The organism is Microbacterium sp. MAH-37 (assembly GCF_009758255.1).
Lineage (GTDB): Bacteria > Actinomycetota > Actinomycetes > Actinomycetales > Microbacteriaceae > Microbacterium.
Genome location: NZ_WSEN01000007.1, coordinates 406988 through 422775 on the forward strand (window position 1 = coordinate 406988; position 15788 = coordinate 422775).

The window sequence follows — 15788 nt, forward strand, 5'->3', positions numbered from 1 at the left end:
GCCGGTTCGTCCGCGCTCCAGGAACGTGCTAATCTCGATCTTCGGTTGGGAACAGCCGGAAAAACCCACCTTGCGCGGGTGGCGGAATAGGTAGACGCGCTAGCTTGAGGTGCTAGTGCCCGATAAGGGCGTGGGGGTTCAAGTCCCCCCTCGCGCACAGAACGAAGCAGGACCCCAGGTCGAAGACCCGGGGTCCTGCTTCGTTTTCGGTCTTCGATAGCCTTGATGGCATGTCAGAGAGTTCGCTGCCCGAGGTCGTGCGCATCGCCCGCGACCTGATCCGCATCGACACGTCCAACTGGGGCGGGGGCAAGGCGAACGGCGAGCGTGAGGCGGCCGAGTACGTCGGCGCCCACCTGGAGTCGCTGGGCCTCCGGCCCGAGTACTACGAGCCGATTCCGCGACGCACCAACGTGATGGCGCGCGTCCCGGGGCGTGATCGCAGTCGTCCGGCGCTGGTCGTGCACGGGCACCTCGACGTCGTGCCTGCGGTGGCGGACGACTGGAGCGTCGATCCGTTCGCCGGGGAGATCCGCGACGGGATGCTCTGGGGCCGCGGCGCCGTCGACATGAAGAACATGGACGCCATGATCCTGGCATCCGTCGGCGATCTGCTGCGCGCCGGCGAGCAGCCGGAGCGGGATCTCGTGCTCGCATTCTTCGCGGACGAGGAGAACGGCGGCGTCGAGGGCTCCGCGCTCGTCGTGAAGGAGCGCCCGGAGTGGTTCGCCGGCGCCACCGAGGCGATCAGCGAGGTGGGCGGCTACTCCATCACGGTGGACGATCGCCGCGCCTATCTGCTGCAGGTGGGGGAGAAGGCCCTGATCTGGATCCGGCTCGTCGCACGCGGTCGCGCCGGACACGGCAGCCGCCTGCATCCTGAGAATGCTCTCACGAAGTTGGCGGAGGCCGTCGCGGCCATCGGGCGCACGCGCTGGCCGATCAGGCTCACGCCCACGACCGAGGCCCTGCTGGCGGGGCTGTCCGGTCTCACCGGCCGCAGCGCCGACGATCCGGACGCCCTCGCGGCAGCGGCCGGACCCGCCGAGGCGTTCCTCGCGTCCACGTTCCGCACCACCGCGAACCCGACCGTGCTGCAGGCCGGGTACAAGCACAATGTGATCCCCGAGCGCGCAGAGGCCCTGATCGACGTGCGAACCCTGCCGGGCACCGAGGACGAGGTGCTCGCCGATCTGCAGCGCATCGTCGGCGACGAGGTCGAGATCGAGATCGTGGTGCGGGACATCGGCATGGAGACGCCGTTCCGCGGCGATCTCGTCGACACGATGGTCGCTGCCCTGGGCAGGCACGACCCGGGTGTGCCCGTGATCCCGTATCTGCTCGGTGCCGGCACCGACAACAAGGCGCTCGCCTCGATCGGCATCACCGGCTACGGGTTCGCGCCGCTGCAACTGCCCGCCGACCTCGACTTCACAGGGATGTTCCACGGAGTCGACGAGCGCGTGCCCGTAGACTCACTGAGCTTCGGTCAGCGCGTGCTGGCCGACCTGTTCCGCACCTGCTGACCCGGCCCGCGCCGCGGCCGGCATCGCTCTGTCACGAAAGACCTGTGCATGCACCTGCTCGAAGCACTCCTTCTCGGCATCGTCCAGGGACTCACCGAGTTCCTGCCGATCTCCTCCAGCGCGCACCTGCGCATCGTGGGGACCATGCTCGGCTCGGGTGAGGACCCCGGCGCGGCCTTCACCGCGATCACGCAGATCGGCACCGAGGCGGCCGTCGTGGTGTTCTTCTGGCGCGACATCGTGCGGATCATCAAGAGCTGGGCGCTCGCGCTGGTCGGGCGCCTGCCGCGTAACGACCCTGACGCCCGGATGGGATGGCTGATCATCATCGGCAGCATCCCGATCGTCGTGCTCGGCCTGCTGTTCCAGGACCAGATCGAGACGGTGCTGCGGTCGCTGTGGATCGTCGCGATCATGCTGATCGTGTTCGGCGTGCTCCTCGGCATCGCCGACCACGTCGGCGCGAAGCGCCGTTCGCTCAACCAGCTGACCTACCCGGACGGCGTCGCGTACGGCTTCGCCCAGGCGCTGGCCCTGGTCCCGGGAGTGTCCCGTTCCGGCGGCACCATCACGATGGGACTCTTCCTGGGTTACGAGCGCGCCGCGGCAGCCCGCTACGCGTTCCTGCTGGCGATCCCGGCCGTGTTCGGCAGCGGCTTCTTCCAGCTCGCCAAGAGCTGGGACGCACCTGATCAGTACTTCACCATGCCCGAGACGCTCGCGGCCACCGGCATCGCGTTCGTCGTCGCGCTCGGCGTGATCGCGTTCTTCATGAGCTGGATCTCGAAGCGCAGCTTCCTGCCGTTCGTGATCTACCGCATCCTGCTCGGCGGCGTGCTGATCGTGCTGCTCGCCACGGGAGTGATCTCGGGCTGATCGCGCGCGGGGCGGGTCCGGTCAGCGCTTCTGATCGGGCCCGTCGCCGCGGCGGCGGAGATAGCGCTCGAAGGCCTGCGCGATCGCATCGCCGGAGGCGTCGGGGGAGTCCCAGGTGTCCCGGGTGCGCTCCAGCTGGCGGATGTACTCGCTCATGTCGTCGTCGTCCGCCGCCGCAGCGTCGATCGACGCCTCCCAGGCAGCCGCCTCGGTGCGCAGATGCTCGCGCGGCACGCCGATCGCCGTGAGCTCCTCCAGGCGGTCCAGAAGGGCGAGGGTCGCCTTCGGCGACGGGGCAGCGGATGCCACATAGTGCGGCACGCTGGCCCACAGGCTCGCGGTAGGGATGCCCGCGCGCTCCGCGAAGTGCTCCAGCACGCTGAGGATGCCGACAGGGCCCTCGTAGGTGGAGCGCTCCAGGCCGTGCGCCTCGCGCACCTGGTCATTCTGGCTGGAGGCGAACACCGAGATCGGGCGGGTGTGCGGCACGTCGGAGAGCATCGCGCCGAGCGTGACGAAACCGGTGACGTCGTCGCGCAGCGCCACGTCGATGAACTCCGAGGCGAACGCCTGCCAGGTGCGCGCCGGCTCGGAGCCGGTCAGCAGCCACACCTCCGGGGAGCCGGCCGAGACCGTGGGGCGGGACAGCGTCGCCTCGGGCCAGGTCAGCTCCCTGCGCCCCTGCGCATCCGTGCGGGTCGCCGGCCGGGTGTACTGGTAGTCGAAGTACAGCTCAGGATCGGCGCTGTGCACGGTGGTGAACTCGGCGCTCTCGCGGAGTGTGGCGAGCGCGCCGGTGGCGGCTTCGCCGGCATCGTTCCAGCCGTCGAAGGCGGCGACGATGATGCGCGAGCCGAGGACGTCCATCTCTCAAGGCTAGTCGCCGGGGCGGGCAGCGGCGCGAGCGCGCGCCGTGGCGCCGGTACCATTGGTGCAGTGAGCACCACTCCCTCTGCCGCCACCCGGCCCGCCGCCGTCCTGTGGGACATGGACGGCACTCTGATCGACACCGAACCGTACTGGATGGCCGCCGAGACCGTTCTGGTCGAGTCGTACGGCGGCACCTGGACGCATGAGCAGGCGCTGCAGCTGATCGGCAGCGGTCTGCTCGACAGCGCGAAGGTGTTCCAGGCGGCGGGGGTCGACCTGGAGGCTCAGGAGATCGTCGACCGACTGACCGACAGCGTGTCCGAGGCTCTGCGCACCCAGGGCGTGCCGTTCCGTCCCGGTGCGCGCGAGCTGCTCGCCGACCTGCGTGCGGCCGGCATCCGCACCGCACTGGTGACCATGTCGCTGCGCCGGATGGCCACCGACGTCGTCGATCTGATCGACTTCGAGGCGTTCGACCTCGTGGTCGCGGGCGACGACGTCGCACTGCCGAAGCCGCACCCGGAGCCCTATCTGCACGCCGCCGAACTGCTCGGCATCGACATCGCCGACGCGGTGGCGATCGAGGACTCCCGTACCGGAGTGATCTCGGGCGTGGCATCCGGAGCGGTGACCATCGCCGTGCCGAACCTCATCCCGCTCGACGGTCTCGGCGCGCATGAGATCTGGGAGACGCTCGAGGGACGCACCGCGGATGACGTGATCGCCCTGCACGCACGGCACGCGAAGGAGGTCGTCCGATGACCGCCGCGCGGCCGAGCGGGCCGTTCCGCGAGGGCGACCGCGTGCAGCTGACCGGCCCGAAGGGACGGATGCACACGATCACGCTGCGCGCCGACGGCGAACTGCACACGCATCATGGCGTGCTCCGTCATGCGGATCTCATCGGCCTGCCGGACGGCTCCGTCGTCGCGAACAGCTCGGGCCACGACTACCTCGCTCTGCGTCCGCTCATGCGGGACTTCGCGATGTCGATGCCCCGCGGCGCGGCGATCGTGTATCCGAAGGACGCCGCGCAGATCGTGGTGCAGGCGGACATCTTCCCCGGCGCGACCGTGGTGGAGGCCGGTGTCGGCTCCGGCGCACTGTCGCTCGCACTGCTGCGGGCCATCGGCCCGGACGGAGCGCTCACGTCGTTCGAGCGCCGTGCGGACTTCGCCGAGGTCGCCATGGCGAACGTCGAGACCTTCTTCGGCGAGACACCCGACACCTGGCGCGTGGTCGTGGGTGATCTGGCCGAGCAGCTCGGCGCCGAATTCGAGCCGGGCACCGTCGACCGTGTGGTGCTCGACATGCTCGCCCCCTGGGACTGCATGGACGCCGTCGCCGACGCGCTCACTCCCGGTGGCGTGGTGATCTGCTACATCGCCACCGCCACCCAGCTGTCCCGCGTGGCGGAGTACATCCGTGCCAGCGGACTGTTCACCGATCCCGAGGCCTCCGAGACGATGGTGCGCGGCTGGCACGTCGAAGGCCTCGCCGTGCGCCCCGACCACCGCATGGTCGCGCACACCGGCTTCCTGCTCACCGCGCGCCGGCTGGCGCCGGGCGCGATTCCCCCCGAGGTCCGCCGCCGCGCATCCAAGACCAGCTTCTCGGACGAGGACGTCGAGCTGTGGACGCCTGGCGCCGTCGGAGACCGCGAGATCACCGACAAGAACCTGCGCAAGCGGGTGCGCGAGGCGCAGAAGGCGGCCGACGGCGCGCGCATCGCCGCCACTGCGCGCGAATCGGACTCGACGACGGAATAGACTGGAGCGCGTGCGTAAAACGTCCGCTGCTCTCGCCGCCCTCGCCCTGTCCGCCGTCGCTCTGACCGGATGCTCGGCCGCGCCGACCTTCGCCGGAGCGACCTGTGATCGCACCGGTTCCGCGAACGGGATCGATGAGGACGTGTCGGTCACCGGCGAGCTGGGCAGCCAGCCGAAGGTCTCGCTGGTCGGCCCGCTGCAGACCAAGGAGGTCTCGTTCTTCGACGCCGAGGTCGGTGACGGCGACCCGCTGGTCGACCCGAACCAGGTCTTCGTCGGTGCGTTCGCGATGTACTCCGGCAAGACCGGGGAGATGATCCAGAACGTCGGCTTCGACGGGCAGGGCCAGCTGTTCACGATCAGCACGATCGAACAGGGACTGCCCGACCTCAAGCTCAACAAGGCCCTGGAGTGCGCCACCGGCGGCAGTCGTGTCGTGGTCGCCGCTCCCGCGAGCAAGTCGGGGGACAGCGTGATCGCGGTCTTCGACATCGAGAGCGCCATGCTTTCCCGGGCCGAGGGAACCGATGTCTTCAACAGCGCCCGCGGCATCCCCTCCGTGGTCCGCGCACCCGACGGCCGCCCGGGCATCATCATCCCCGACGGCAAGGCACCGACCAAGACGGTCTCCGAGACGCTGATCGCCGGTGAGGGCGACAAGGTCGGCGACGACCAGCCGTTCTTCGCGTACACGGCCGTGGGCTGGAACGACCGGAAGGTCGCCGAGAGCACCTGGGGCGCACTGCCCGAAGCCGACCTCTCGAAGCTGCCGAAGCAGGTCGCCGATGCTGTGAAGGCCGCGAACGTCGGATCCCAGATCCTCGTCGTCGTACCCGGTGAGGGCGATGCGCAGGCCGTCGCTTACGTCGTCGACATCCTCGGTTCGGTGCCCGCGAGCAACTGATGGCCGCAACGATCCCCGCGGAGGAGCGCCTCACCAACCTCATCGTGGCGCTGATGGCCACGCGGATCGGCCTGACCAAGCAGCAGATCCTCGACAGCGTCTCCGGATACCGTCAGCGCGCCGAGGCCGGCGCGAAGGCGGATGCGCTCGAGAAGATGTTCGAGCGCGACAAGGATCAGCTGCGCGCCCTCGGCGTCCGCGTCGAGACGATCGGCGACGCCGCGGACCCCAACGACCTGCGCGAGGCGCGCTACCGCATCCCGCAGGAGGAGTACGACCTGCCCGGCGACATCGCCTTCAGCCCGGCGGAGCTCGCCGTGCTGCGACTCGCCGGCAGCGTGTGGAGCGCCGAGTCCGCGTCATCCGACGCCCAGGCCGGCGTGCGCAAGATCCGCGCACTGGGCATCGATGGTGATGAGCCGATCATCGGCTTCGCCCCGCGGATCACGGTGCGGGATGCCGCATTCGCGCCCCTGCAGGAGGCGATCGAGCGGTCCCGCGTGGTGACGTTCGACTACCTGAAGCCTGGCGAGGAGAGGTCGCAGAGCCGGCGGCTGCGGCCGCTCGCGCTGCTCGACTACGAGGCGCGCTGGCATGTCTACGGCATCGACGTGGACGCGGAGGCCGAGCGCACGTTCCTGCTCAGCCGCATCGTCGGGGCCGTGAAGGTCACCGCGCAGTCCTTCGACTCCTCGCTCCGCGAGGGCGCGGGGGATCGGGCACTGGCCGGGCTCGAGCAGGTCGCCGCGACGCACTCCGCACTGCTGGAGGTCGAGCCGGGCACCGAGGCCGCACTGCGCCTCGGCCGCCGCGCCACGCCCGCAGTGCAGGGCATCCGGATTCCCTACGTCGATCGTGACATCCTCGCCGACGAGCTGGCCTCCTACGGTCCCGAGGTGCGCGTCGTCGAGCCGGCGAAGCTGCGCGACGCCGTCGTCGAACGACTGCGCGGAGTCCTCGCCGCCCACGACGATGGGGAGAGCGCATGAGCGATCCGAAGCCTCTGCTCGCCGCCGACAGGGTGCGCGTCTACCTCACCCTCGTGCCGTATCTGCTCGAGCGAGGCCAGGTCTCTCTGTCCGAGGCCGCAGCGGAGTTCGGCGTGAGCGTGCCCGAGATGCGCGCGATGGTCGAGAAGCTCACCGTGATCGGCCTTCCCGGGGAGGACGGCTTCTGGCAGCAGCCGCAGGAGATGTTCGACATCGACTGGGACCTGCTCGACGAACACGACGTGATCGAGATCACCAACGACGTGGCGCTGCGCCGTGTGCCGCGCTTCACGGCCCGTGAGGCCGCAGCGCTGCTGGCAGGACTGCAGATGGTCGCCGCGGTCCCCGCCGTGTCGGATTCCGGACTGGTGGCGGGTCTGCTCGCGAAACTGGCCCGCGGCGCGGTCGACGCGCCCGCCGACGTCGTGGTCGCACCCCGTCAGGTGGGGGAGGTTCAGGAGGTCGTCTCGCGCGCGCTGAACGACGGCGTCGCCGTCTCGTTCGCCTATCAGGCACCGGATGCCGCGCCGACGGTGCGCACGGTCGACCCGGTGCAGGTCCTCATCACCGACGGCCAGTGGTACCTGCAGGGCTGGTGCCACCTGCGGCAGGCCATGCGCACCTTCCACCTCGACCGGGTCAGCGACGCACGTCTCACGGACATCGCGATCACCCACGGAGCAGAGGGCGTACCGGATGCGTTCGGGACGGCTCCGGCCGAGGGCACGGTGACCGTGCGCATCCCCGAGGGGCTGGCACCGCTGCTGAGCGGCTTCCGGTCCGAGGAGGTCTCCCGGGCCGACGGCGACGTCATCCTCCGGCTGCGCATGGCTGATCCGCGGGGGATCAAGCGCTTCGCCGCGCGTTTCGCCGGCAAGATGCAGGTGCTCGAGCCCGCGGCCGCGCGAACGGCGACACGGGAATGGGCGATCGCCGGACTGGCGCTCTACCGTGACCCGATCTCGCCCGACCACGGGTAGACTGAACGCCACTACCCATTCAATGAGGAGACTTCTATGGCTGGCCTGACCGGATGGCACCTGCTCGCCATTCTCATCGTTGTCCTGCTTCTTTTCGGTGCGGCGAAGCTGCCGGCACTGGCGAAGAGCGTCGGACAGTCCGCCCGCGTGTTCAAGGGCGAGATGAAGGCGATGAAGGACGACGACGCGACCGCCGCACAGACCGAGGCGGCGCCCGAGAGCGGTTCGACCGGACCGCAGAAGGACGCACCGTCCAGCGCTGACAAGACCAGCTGACGGCGGTGGCAGTGACTGATTCCTCGCCCGTCGAGGAACAGCCTCGCCACGACCGTCGGATGTCGCTCGGCGCGCATCTGCGCGAGCTCCGCAAGCGTTTGACGATCGCGGCGATCACGATCGTCGTCGCGATGATCGTGGCGTTCTTCGTGACGGATCCGATCATCCACTTCATCTCACGGCCGATCATCGATCTGCAGGAGATGAAGGGAACGACATATGTGTCGTTGAACTTCGCGACCGTGACGTCGTCGTTCGATCTGCGCATGCGCATCGCGTTCGCGATCGGACTGACGCTCGCGGCGCCGGTGTGGCTGTGGCAGATCTGGGCGTTCATCATGCCCGGACTGACCCGCAAGGAGGTCAGGTACACCATCGGCTTCGTCGCCGCGGCGATCCCGCTCTTCTTCGCCGGCTGCTACACCGCGATGGTCGTGAGCCCGCACGTCATCGAGATGCTGGTCGGGTTCACGCCCGAGGGCGGCACCAACGTGATGGATGCCCGCGAGTACTACGACTTCATCTTCAAACTGATGATCGTGGTGGGCATCTCGTTCGTGACGCCGGTGTTCATGATCGGCCTGAACATGGCCGGCATCCTTTCGGGCAAGGCGATCTTCAAGGGCTGGCGCTGGGCCATCCTGGTCGCGATCGTCTTCTCGGCGATCGCGACGCCGCCTGCCGACGTGGTGAGCATGTTCCTGCTCGCGGGCATCCTGACCGTGCTCTACTTCGCTGCCGGAGGCCTTGCACTGATCTTCGACCGGCGCAAGCGCAAGCGCATGATTGCGATGGGGCTCGACCCCGATCTGCCCGCATGAGTTCGGCCGCGGATCGGTTCGCCGAGGCGAACGACCGACGCGACCACCCGCAGACGTCTGCGTTCGCCGCGGCGCAGCGGTTCCGTCTGGACCCGTTCCAGGTGGCGGCCTGCCAGTCGCTCGAATCCGGGCGCAGTGTGCTGGTGGCCGCGCCGACCGGCGCCGGCAAGACGATCGTCGGCGAGTTCGCGATCCACCTCGCAATGCAGACTCCGGGCGACAAGGCGTTCTACACCACACCGATGAAGGCGCTGTCGAACCAGAAGTTCCGCGAACTGGTCGATGTCTACGGTGAGGACGAGGTCGGTCTGCTCACCGGTGACACCAACATCAACGGCAACGCGCGCGTCGTGGTGATGACCACCGAGGTGCTGCGGAACATGCTCTACGCGGACTCGCCGGCCCTCACCGGACTCAGGTTCGTCGTGATGGACGAGGTGCACTACCTCGCCGACCGCTTCCGAGGTCCGGTGTGGGAAGAGGTCATCCTCCATCTGCCCTCTCCGGTGCGGCTGGTGTCCCTCAGCGCGACCGTGTCCAACGCCGAGGAGTTCGGCGACTGGCTGGACACCGTTCGCGGCGACACGGACGTGATCGTCTCCGAGACACGGCCCGTGCCGCTCGAGCAGCACGTGCTGGTGCGCGACGACCTGCTGCCGCTGTTCGACGACAGGGCCGGCATCGCCACGGCGCAGGTGAATCAGGAGCTCATGCGCATCCGCTCGTTCACCGGCTCCCGGTACGACGACAACAAGCGCGCTCAGGAGTACCGCAGCGCTCGGCACTCCGGAAACCAGGCCAAGCGCCCGCCGCGCGGCGGGAAGCGGCCGGTGCGCTCGGCGAACGTCCGCAGGATCGAGCGGATGGATCGGCCGGAAGTGGTGCGGCTGCTCGACAACGCGAATCTGCTGCCGGCGATCTTCTTCATCTTCAGCCGGGTCGGATGCGACGCGGCCGTGCAGCAGGTGCGTCGCTCGGGACTGCGGCTCACGACCGCCGAGGAGCGCGCCGAGATCCGCGAGATCGTGAACGATCGCACGCGGGCGCTGAAAGACGAGGATCTCGACGTGCTCGGCTTCTGGCAGTGGCGCGACGACCTCGAGCGTGGCGTCGCATCGCACCACGCCGGCCTGCTGCCCGCCTTCAAGGAGGTCGTCGAGGAGCTCTTCCAGCGCAAGCTGCTCAAGGCGGTCTTCGCCACCGAGACCCTGGCGCTGGGCATCAACATGCCGGCGCGCACGGTCGTGCTGGAGAAGATGGAGAAGTTCAACGGCGAGGCGCGCGTCGCGATCACGTCGGGGGAGTACACCCAGCTCACCGGGCGTGCGGGCCGCCGGGGGATCGACGTCGAGGGCCACGCCGTCGTGCAGTGGACCGAGGGCATGGACCCGCAGGCGGTCGCTGCTCTCGCCTCCCGACGCACCTACCCCCTGAACTCCAGCTTCCGGCCCACCTACAACATGGCGGTCAACCTCATCGACAGGTTCGGCCGCGCGCGTGCGCGCGAGATCCTGGAGTCGTCGTTCGCACAGTTCCAGGCCGATCGCGCCGTCGTGGGCCTGGCGCGTCAGGTGAAGGAGGCCGAGACGTCGCTCGCCGGCTACGTCGAGGCGATGACCTGCGAGCACGGGGACTTCACGGAGTACGCCGGCATCCGGCGCGAGCTGAGCGACCTCGAGAAGAAGCATCGGAAGGATGCCGCGGCTCCGCGCGCGGTGCGCGACAAACGGCTGCACAAGATCCAGCAGCTCCGCACCCGGATGCAGCGGCACCCCTGCCACTCGTGCCCCGACCGGGAGGCCCATGCCCGCTGGGCTGAGCGGTATTGGAAGCTCAAGCGCGAGACCGACCGCACCCGGCGTCAGATCGAGAACCGCACCGGCACTGTGGCGCGGATCTTCGACCGCGTGCTCGAAGTTCTTCAGGCCGTCGGCTACGTCGTCGGCGAGGGCGAGGACCTCGCACTGACGGATGCCGGACGCACGATGCGGCGCATCTACGGCGAACGGGATCTGCTGGTCGCCGAGGCACTGCGCCGCGGACTGTGGAAGCAGCTCGACGCGCCGTCCCTGGCTGCGATGGCGTGCTCTCTGGTCTATGAGCCACGGCGGGACGAGCAGAACGCGGGGGAGAGGGGCATTCCACGCGGCGCCTTCCGCATCGCCTACGACCGCACGGTCGAGCTGTGGGCGGAACTCGACGACCTGGAGCAGGACCACAGGCTGCCCGGCACCGAGGCGCTGGCACCGGGGCTCGCCGCGGCGATGCACGAATGGGCCCGTGGCGGCATGCTGGACCGGGTGCTCATCGAGGCTGACATGGCCGCCGGCGACTTCGTGCGGTGGGCGAAGCAGACCATCGACCTGCTCGATCAGCTCTCCATCGTCGCCGAGGACGGGGACCTCGCCCGCACGGCGCGACGCGCACTCGACGGCGTGCGTCGGGGAATCGTCGCCTATTCAGGACTGTAGGATCCGGATGTCCGACATCGACCGCTCTTCGCGGCCGCAGCCGCTGCTGCCGCTCTGGCTCGCCCTGCCCGCTGCCGCCCTGGCCGCCCTGCTCATGCGGTTGGCCTTCCCGGAGCCCGCTGTCTGGCCGCTCGTGTTCCCGGGGGTGGCGCTGCTGCTGCTCGCCCTGATAGGTCGCCGGGCGTGGAGCGCGATCCTGGTCGGGCTCGTGTACGGTCTGCTGTTCTTCGGCCTGCTGGTGTCCTGGACGAGCCGCTACCTCGGAACCATCCCGTGGGCGGCTCTGAGCGTCGTCGAGGGCGCGCTCACGGCCATCGCTCTGCTGCCGATCGCCCTCGCGTACCGGTGGGTGCCGCGCGCGTGGCCGCGCGGGCGGCTGTACGCGCTGCCGATGCTCGTCGGTGCTCTGTGGACGGGCCACGAGCTGTTCCTGGGCAACTGGCCCTACGGCGGGTTCCCCTGGGCGCGCCTCGGCATGACGCAGTCGGAGAGCCCGCTCGGCGCCGTGACCTCGTGGACGGGCGTGAGCGGGCTGAGCTTCCTCATCGTGACCACCACCGCGCTGGTGATCGAACTGGTGCGCACGGCTTCATGGCGGCGTCCGCTGCGGTTCATCGCTCCCGCGGCGCTCGTGTTCGTGCTGCTGCTCACGCCACTGTTCCCGACATCCGCAGCGGGAGACATGCGCATCGGCGCGGTGCAGGGCAACGGGCCCACCGGGTACTTCGACCACCGCGAGCCCTACTCCGTGATCGACTCTCAGATGGAGGCGACCGAACCGCTGTACGGTGAGGACCTCGACCTCGTCGTCTGGCCGGAGGGCTCGGCGGGCTACGACCCGTTCCAGGACCCGGCGACAGCGCGCCGCCTCACACGGGTCGTGAACCAGGCCGATGCTGCCTTGCTGGCGAACACGGCCACCGAGCGCGGCGACGACATCTTCAACACCTCGTTCCTCTGGACGGCCGATGGTACGGCCGACCAGATCCACGACAAGCGGCATCCGGTGCCGTTCGGCGAGTACGTGCCGGATCGGGCGTTCTACAACGCCATCGTGCCCGACCTGATCGGGCTCCTGCAGCGCGAGTACACTCCCGGCACCAACCCGCCGCTGATCCAGGTCGGCGACGTGGCCGTGGGGCTCGCGATCTGCTTCGACGTCATCTACGACGAGGTCATCCGCGAGGGCGTGGAGGGCGGGGCCCAGGTTCTGATCTTCCAGACGAACAACGCCGACTTCCGCGGCACCGACGAGAACCTGCAGCAGCTCGCCTTCGCGCGCACGCGTGCCATCGAGACCGGTCGCAGCGTGGTGAACATCTCCACGGTGGGCACCAGCCAGACCATCCGTCCTGACGGATCCACCATTTCCACGCTGGACGCGGATGAGGCCGGCGCGCTGCTCGACGATGTCGAACTGCGCACCGGCCTCACGGCGGGAGTCGTGATCGGACCCTGGCTTCAGCAGGTCCTGCTGTGGGGCGGGATCGCCGGCCTGGTGCTCAGCGGCGTCCTCGCCCGACGGCGCCGGAGCTGATCAGGCGCCGATCTTCTGGCGAGTCGGGTCGTCGCCGGCGCCCCGACGGGCGCGGATGTAGGCGAGCCGCTCCTCGAGCAGCTCTTCGAGCTCGGCGCGCGTACGGCGCTCGAGCAGCATGTCCCAGTGGGTACGGGCGGCCTTCTCGTCGTCCTCGGCCGGCTTCACGGGCTTGCCGTCGACCTCGAGCAGCGCGTCGGCGCCGCAGGATCGGCACTCCCACGTCTGCGGGGGCTCCGCGTCGGCGGCGAACATCAGGGTGGTCTCGTGCCCGCAAACCGGGCACGCGTAGGTGGTGGCGCTCCGCTCCATGAACACGACGCCCTCTTCGCTCTGTAGGCTCTGGGCGCCGAGCCGGATGCCGCGCAGGCTGCGATCTGCCATTGTGTGGTCCTCTCGTCGCTGTCAGGTATAACGAACCTGTCTGTGCGGATCATCCACAGGGCCTGAATCCTAGACGTTTTCACAGTGGAATCCCAGGGGTCCCGGCGTAGGAGTCGGAGGATGCGTCAGGATGCGAGGGTGCGCAGCGCCACATCCGCGTGATCGCTGATGATGCCGTCGACGCCGAGGTCGGTGAGCTCCCGCATCTGAACGGGGTCGTTCACCGTCCAGATGTGCACTTCCACGCCGTGCCGATGCGCGGCGCGGAGGAGTCCCGGGGTGAGCACGCGGAACGACCCCTGCGCGACCGGGATCTGCACCGCGTCGATGCCGCGCAGAGTCGTACCGGGGGAGATGTGCAGCGCGGAGAGGGCGCGCAGCGCGACGATCGAGCGGCGTCCGCCCGACGTCGCGGGTGGCTCCGCCGCACCGGCGCGCCTGATCGACTCCAGGGCGCGCTGCCGTCTGGCATCCGAGAAGCTGGTGATCAGCAGACGCCGCGTGTGCGGGGCGGTCAGAGCGCCGATCGGCTCGGCAGCGGCATCCGTCTTGACGTCGATGTTGAAACGGGTGCCCGGAAACGCATCGAGGGCCTCGTCGACCGTCATCAGCCCGCCGTGCTCGGCGAAGAGCTCCCGCAACTCTGCGGTGCGCACCTCCGAGACTGCTCGGGGATCACCGGTGAGGCGCTCCAGCGTCGCGTCGTGGAACAGCACGACGTCGCCGTCGGCCGTCACCTGGCAGTCGGTCTCGATGAACTCCGCGCCCGCGGTCACGGCCTGGGCGAAGGCCCCGGCGGAGTTCTCCCACACCGAGGAGTCTTCGCCCTCGGGGGTCGCGAGACCACGGTGGGCGAGGACACGCGGAAGCCCGGTTCCGACGAAGTACGGGTGCGTCACGCGCCGGGCAGCCTCGGCGGCGTCTGGCCAGAGCCGTCCGGCCTGGGTGCGAACGCCGTGCCGAAGTTCTTCAGCGCCTCGGTCAGCTCGCTCGGAATGATCCACAACTTGCTGGACGGGCTCTCGCTGATCTTGGGCAGCATCTGCAGGTACTGGTAGGCGAGCAGCTTGTCGTCGGGCTGGCCTTGATGGATCGCGGTGAAGACGTTGTTGATCGCCTCCGCCTCGCCCTGGGCACGCAGCACGGCGGCCTGCTTGTCACCCTCGGCCTTGAGGATCGCCGCCTGGCGCTGGCCCTCCGCCTCGAGGATCTGGGACTGCTTGGAGCCCTCGGCGGTGAGGATCGCCGCACGACGATCGCGCTCCGCACGCATCTGCTTCTCCATCGAGTCCTGGATGGAGACGGGCGGGTCGATCGCCTTCAGCTCGACACGACCGACACGGATGCCCCACTTGCCGGTGGCCTCGTCGAGGACCACGCGCAGCTGGCCGTTGATCTCGTCGCGGCTGGTCAGCGCCTCCTCGAGGTTCAGACCGCCGACCACGTTGCGCAGCGTGGTGGTGGTGAGCTGCTCGACGGCACCGAGGTAGTTGGCGATCTCGTAGGTCGCGGCACGGGCATCCGTCACCTGGAAGTAGACGACGGTGTCGATCGACACCACCAGGTTGTCCTCGGTGATCACCGGCTGCGGCGGGAAGGAGACGACCTGCTCGCGCATGTCGATGAGCGGTCGCAGCCGATCGATGAAGGGCACCAGGAGGTTCAGGCCCGGCGTCAGCGTCTTGTGGTAGCGGCCGAGTCGCTCGACGACTCCGGCCGTGGCCTGCGGGATGATGCGGATCGCGCGGGCGACCGTGACGATCACGAGGATGATCACCGCGATCGCGAGGATCCACCCGATCGCTGTGGGGATGAACGAATCGTCCACGATGCTCCTATTCGCTGACGGGGCGGACGACGGCGGTCGCCCCGGTGATCTCGACGACCTCGATGCGTCCGCCGCGGGGGATGGGCGCGTCGGTCGCGCTGCGCGCCGTCCAGGTGTCGCCGTTTCCGAGCTTGGCCTCGCCGCTGACCCGTGTGATGTCGGCCAGCGCAGTGCCGTGCAGTCCGATCAGCGCATCGACGTTGGATTTGGTGGGGTCCTCACCACGTCGGAGCCGATGCAGCAGCGGCGGCCGCAGGAAGAGGATGAACAGGGCGGCGGCGATGCCCGCGATGATCACCTGCAGCCAGAGATCCATGCCGATCAGGTCGGTGATGAGCCCGACCCCGCCGCCGAAGGCGAGCATCAGGAACGTGAAATCCAGCGAGAGCATCTCGATCACGAGGAACAGCGCGATCAGCACCAGCCAGCCGATCCACGCCCACTGCTCGAACATCTCGATCATGCTCGCCCTTCCCTCTGGTGCGAACCTACCACGGGCCGGGACGGGGTCGGCGGGCCCCTCCGCGGTAGGGTGAGATCGTCGCGGTCGCGGCGAA

General features: G+C 69.0%; 16 protein-coding genes and 1 tRNA gene. 12 read left to right on the plus strand and 5 right to left on the minus strand.

Annotated features, from left to right (window positions below; genetic code table 11):
• Positions 1 to 72 precede the first annotated feature (72 nt).
• From GON06_RS09995 to GON06_RS10005, 3 genes are all read left to right on the plus strand, one after another.
• Positions 73 to 157 (plus strand) — tRNA-Leu (locus GON06_RS09995).
• Between the two features lie 73 nt (positions 158 to 230).
• Positions 231 to 1526 (plus strand): M20/M25/M40 family metallo-hydrolase, encoded by a 1296-nt coding sequence (locus GON06_RS10000; RefSeq protein ID WP_157312129.1) that lies wholly within the window; start codon positions 231 to 233, stop codon positions 1524 to 1526.
• Between the two features lie 48 nt (positions 1527 to 1574).
• The gene (locus tag GON06_RS10005; protein ID WP_157312130.1) at positions 1575 to 2402 is read left to right on the plus strand and encodes an undecaprenyl-diphosphate phosphatase; all 828 of its coding nucleotides are present in this window, start codon (positions 1575 to 1577) and stop codon (positions 2400 to 2402) included.
• 21 nt (positions 2403 to 2423) lie between these two features.
• Here GON06_RS10005 and GON06_RS10010 read toward each other — a convergent pair whose 3' ends face one another.
• A complete protein-coding gene (locus GON06_RS10010; protein WP_157312131.1) occupies positions 2424 to 3269 on the minus strand; it encodes a PAC2 family protein in 846 nt (281 codons plus the stop codon).
• 69 nt (positions 3270 to 3338) lie between these two features.
• Here GON06_RS10010 and GON06_RS10015 point away from each other — a divergent pair, with 69 nt between their 5' ends.
• Genes GON06_RS10015 through lnt form a run of 9 tightly spaced genes read left to right on the plus strand, consistent with a single transcriptional unit; the run spans position 3339 to position 13019 of the window.
• The gene (locus tag GON06_RS10015; protein WP_332837369.1) at positions 3339 to 4034 is read left to right on the plus strand and encodes an HAD family hydrolase; all 696 of its coding nucleotides are present in this window, start codon (positions 3339 to 3341) and stop codon (positions 4032 to 4034) included.
• Positions 4031 to 5041, plus strand: coding sequence for a tRNA (adenine-N1)-methyltransferase (locus GON06_RS10020; protein ID WP_157312132.1), 1011 nt, complete (start codon positions 4031 to 4033; stop codon positions 5039 to 5041). The genes GON06_RS10015 and GON06_RS10020 overlap by 4 nt, the downstream gene beginning before the upstream one ends.
• A 10-nt stretch (positions 5042 to 5051) precedes the next feature.
• A complete protein-coding gene (locus GON06_RS10025; protein WP_157312133.1) occupies positions 5052 to 5945 on the plus strand; it encodes a hypothetical protein in 894 nt (297 codons plus the stop codon).
• Positions 5945 to 6934, plus strand: coding sequence for a helix-turn-helix transcriptional regulator (locus tag GON06_RS10030; RefSeq protein WP_157312134.1), 990 nt, complete (start codon positions 5945 to 5947; stop codon positions 6932 to 6934). Before GON06_RS10025 ends, GON06_RS10030 begins: the two co-directional genes overlap by 1 nt.
• Positions 6931 to 7914 (plus strand): helix-turn-helix transcriptional regulator, encoded by a 984-nt coding sequence (locus GON06_RS10035; protein WP_157312135.1) that lies wholly within the window; start codon positions 6931 to 6933, stop codon positions 7912 to 7914. The genes GON06_RS10030 and GON06_RS10035 overlap by 4 nt, the downstream gene beginning before the upstream one ends.
• A gap of 36 nt (positions 7915 to 7950) precedes the next feature.
• Positions 7951 to 8190 carry a Sec-independent protein translocase subunit TatA gene (gene tatA, locus GON06_RS10040; protein ID WP_116242158.1) on the plus strand — a complete coding sequence of 80 codons (240 nt, stop codon included), beginning with the start codon at positions 7951 to 7953 and terminating at the stop codon, positions 8188 to 8190.
• Positions 8191 to 8249: 59 nt separating this feature from the next.
• The gene (tatC, locus tag GON06_RS10045; protein ID WP_157312241.1) at positions 8250 to 9011 is read left to right on the plus strand and encodes a twin-arginine translocase subunit TatC; all 762 of its coding nucleotides are present in this window, start codon (positions 8250 to 8252) and stop codon (positions 9009 to 9011) included.
• Positions 9008 to 11482 carry a DEAD/DEAH box helicase gene (locus GON06_RS10050; protein WP_157312136.1) on the plus strand — a complete coding sequence of 825 codons (2475 nt, stop codon included), beginning with the start codon at positions 9008 to 9010 and terminating at the stop codon, positions 11480 to 11482. Before tatC ends, GON06_RS10050 begins: the two co-directional genes overlap by 4 nt.
• Before the next feature lie 7 nt (positions 11483 to 11489).
• Positions 11490 to 13019: an apolipoprotein N-acyltransferase gene (gene lnt, locus GON06_RS10055; RefSeq protein ID WP_157312137.1), complete on the plus strand. Its 1530-nt coding sequence runs from the start codon at positions 11490 to 11492 to the stop codon at positions 13017 to 13019.
• Here lnt and GON06_RS10060 read toward each other — a convergent pair whose 3' ends face one another.
• The 4 genes from GON06_RS10060 to GON06_RS10075 all read right to left on the minus strand — a co-directional run bounded on the left by GON06_RS10060 (position 13020) and on the right by GON06_RS10075 (position 15694).
• Positions 13020 to 13403, minus strand: a complete 384-nt coding sequence (locus GON06_RS10060) for an RNA polymerase-binding protein RbpA (protein WP_157312138.1) — start codon at positions 13401 to 13403, stop codon at positions 13020 to 13022.
• A 125-nt stretch (positions 13404 to 13528) separates the two neighbouring features.
• The gene (locus GON06_RS10065; RefSeq protein ID WP_332837370.1) at positions 13529 to 14302 is read right to left on the minus strand and encodes a glycerophosphodiester phosphodiesterase family protein; all 774 of its coding nucleotides are present in this window, start codon (positions 14300 to 14302) and stop codon (positions 13529 to 13531) included.
• On the minus strand, positions 14299 to 15234 hold the full coding sequence (locus GON06_RS10070; RefSeq protein ID WP_332837392.1) for an SPFH domain-containing protein: 936 nt from the start codon (positions 15232 to 15234) through the stop codon (positions 14299 to 14301). The genes GON06_RS10065 and GON06_RS10070 overlap by 4 nt, the downstream gene beginning before the upstream one ends.
• 4 nt (positions 15235 to 15238) lie before the next feature.
• Positions 15239 to 15694, minus strand: coding sequence for an NfeD family protein (locus tag GON06_RS10075; protein ID WP_157312139.1), 456 nt, complete (start codon positions 15692 to 15694; stop codon positions 15239 to 15241).
• Positions 15695 to 15788: the final 94 nt, after the last annotated feature.